The 2,409-nt window shown below is 38.4% G+C and carries 1 protein-coding gene; it reads right to left on the bottom strand.

The window, feature by feature from the left end; translation table 11 throughout:
- Window positions 1–277: 277 nt before the first annotated feature.
- Window positions 278–2,215 (bottom strand): AAA family ATPase, encoded by a 1,938-nt coding sequence (locus ELS82_RS24245; protein WP_167489521.1) that lies wholly within the window; start codon window positions 2,213–2,215, stop codon window positions 278–280.
- Window positions 2,216–2,409 lie beyond the last annotated feature (194 nt).

Genomic DNA, 2,409 nt, shown 5'->3' with positions numbered 1-2,409 from the left:
TGTTCGGCCCGGAAGACTGGCCAGACGCACTGCTTCTTTGCGGAACTCTTCGGTGTACGCTGGATTACGATGTTTAGCCATAAATCACCTCTCAATTAGACCCTAGATCTAACTTAGTAAAGTGTCTACTAAACGTGGGGTACTCGGAGTCATAACGCCCAATTAAGTTGTGAGCAACGCTGCCACCATACTCAAACACTTCACCGTAATCACAAAACCAATTGAAACTGAAAGCGCCGAGCGTTGCGAATCAGCTTGAATTGCTTGTTATGCATATCTAGTCAAGTGCATCAAATGCTCTTTTAATAGGGTCTGGGATTTCAGATACATCAAGATGGCGACCAATGATTTCTCCCCAATCAAAACTTTTATTCGGCCAGTCGTCAATTCTTTCTGCACTGTTTATGGCAACTAACTTCTGACGAATTAAGTTCCTCAGCTTAGGTGCAAACTTTTGGTTAGCTTGCAAAGTGTTCCCTTGTTGCGCCATCGGAATTGCATCAATAATACTTGTAATATCTTGATCTGTGATTTCAATGTCTTCGCCATACACTTCACGCACTATATGAGGCCATAGGCTAGCAGGTAACGAATCTTCTAGGTCTTGCTTACCTACAACAAATGTTTGTGCATCTTCTTGCTTGTTTGTGTCAGCATCAAAGATATATATTGATAAATCGTCTCGCTTAGCAAAACCATCAATTAGACTATCTAACAAATCATTTGCTACATCTTCGTTCGTACACCCTTTTAAGTTTATCAACTGAATATTATTTTCACGGAGTGTGCAACCTGTATACTTATGGTAGAGCAACGGGATTAAAGCTTGCTCGGTATTACCTTCTACAACAAGGAATTTATTAAAAAATAAGAAGTCACTATTCATTACACCCAATGTATCAAAAATGTCCCCTACCTCTGCTATAGCTCCTATTTTGGTATAACTATTTTCAATTTTGAAAGTATTTATATCTTCTAGCTTAGAGGCATTAACGAAAATCGTACTATGAGTGCTAACCAATATTTGAAAATGTTGTTCCGATAATAAGCGAAGCGTGTTGATAAACTCTCTTTGAGCTCTCGGGTGCAAGTGCGTTTCGGGCTCATCAAAACACCAGACATACCTTTTATTGGTTTCTGTTGCTTGTTCCGCTTGTAATCTAAGCAATGCAAACCAAATTTGACGTTTTATGCCTTCGCCTTGGTTATCAATATGCACACTTTCTTCAGAGCTGTCTTTACCTACAAACAAGTCTGTAAGTTGATTTTTTAACTCAAAGTTTACGCTGGCGCTGATACTCTCAATGCTTGGAACTTCATTCTGAATACCCAGTTCTTCAAGTTTTTGGTTAATCTTTGTCTGTGCTCGTGTTCGTAGCATACTTGAAATTTTCTTTGCTCGAGTAACCTCTGCTTCGATAGAGTCAGATAAGATAGCATTAGCCGCTTTAGTTATACCCTCTAGTGACTCGTTCCAGCTTAAATAAGCGTACTCAGGGAAAGCAGCCTGCAAGTCTTGCTTCCACTTCTTATGTTTAGCGTCATCGCTGAACTTAACAAACTTATACGAACAAGAAACTGTATTTAGTATCGAACGAATTTTCTCATAAATGGTGTAGCGTCCTTCACCATTATCATTAATGAGGTTCTCTTCCTCTGGATTATGAGTAGTCATAGCTGCATTGACTTGAGCTTGATTCGAACTGTAAATACCAGCTAAATTCTGCTCATCCGGATGATCATGAGAGTAATATATTTCAGTTGTACCTGTATCTGCGTTTATAACCCTAGCTTTATAAAAATACCTACACTGATCATCCACCAATCTTGCAGATTCCAGCACCCACTTTAGGTGATTGGATATATCTTCAGCGTCTTTATCAAAATCTTCAACTTGAAACTTACCAATGCATACAATGAACTTTTGTTGATGATCTTCCGTTAGTTCAAATAGCTCAGGCAGACCTTGCTCACGTAAGTGAGCATTAATTTCAGTTTTAGTTAATGCAGTATGAGATAAGTCATTTTTCTCGGTTTTATCATTTGGAATAGACGCTGAAAAAGACTGCTCTAATAGCAGTCTTGCCGAATTCAATGATGTTGTTTTACCACAATCATTCTCTCCAATTAGCACTGTTGGAGAAATGGACTTAATTTCGAGTGCCGTTTTTTGAGCACTTTTATAATTTATAGCAATGACTTCTTTGAGTAACATTTTATTTATTCCCTAGACCACCGAAGTTAAATTTTTTCGATATGCATAACGCCCAATTAAGTTGTGAGCAACGCTGCCACATTACCTAAGCACTTCACCGTAATCACTAAACTAATTGAAACCGAAAGCGCCGAGCGTTGCGAATCAGCTTGAATTGTTTGTTATGTTTTACCACAAACTCATGATTTAATTGA

This window comes from Vibrio ouci, assembly GCF_004551525.1.
Taxonomy (GTDB): domain Bacteria; phylum Pseudomonadota; class Gammaproteobacteria; order Enterobacterales; family Vibrionaceae; genus Vibrio; species Vibrio ouci.
The sequence above is the reverse complement of the archived record's forward strand: the minus strand, read 5'-3'. Positions and strand labels throughout refer to the sequence as shown.

Excerpts from the sequence above, each read along its gene's own strand:
- ELS82_RS24245 (WP_167489521.1), bottom strand. The coding sequence starts at position 2,215 with ATGTTACTCAAAGAAGTCATTGCTATAAATTATAAAAGTGCTCAAAAA.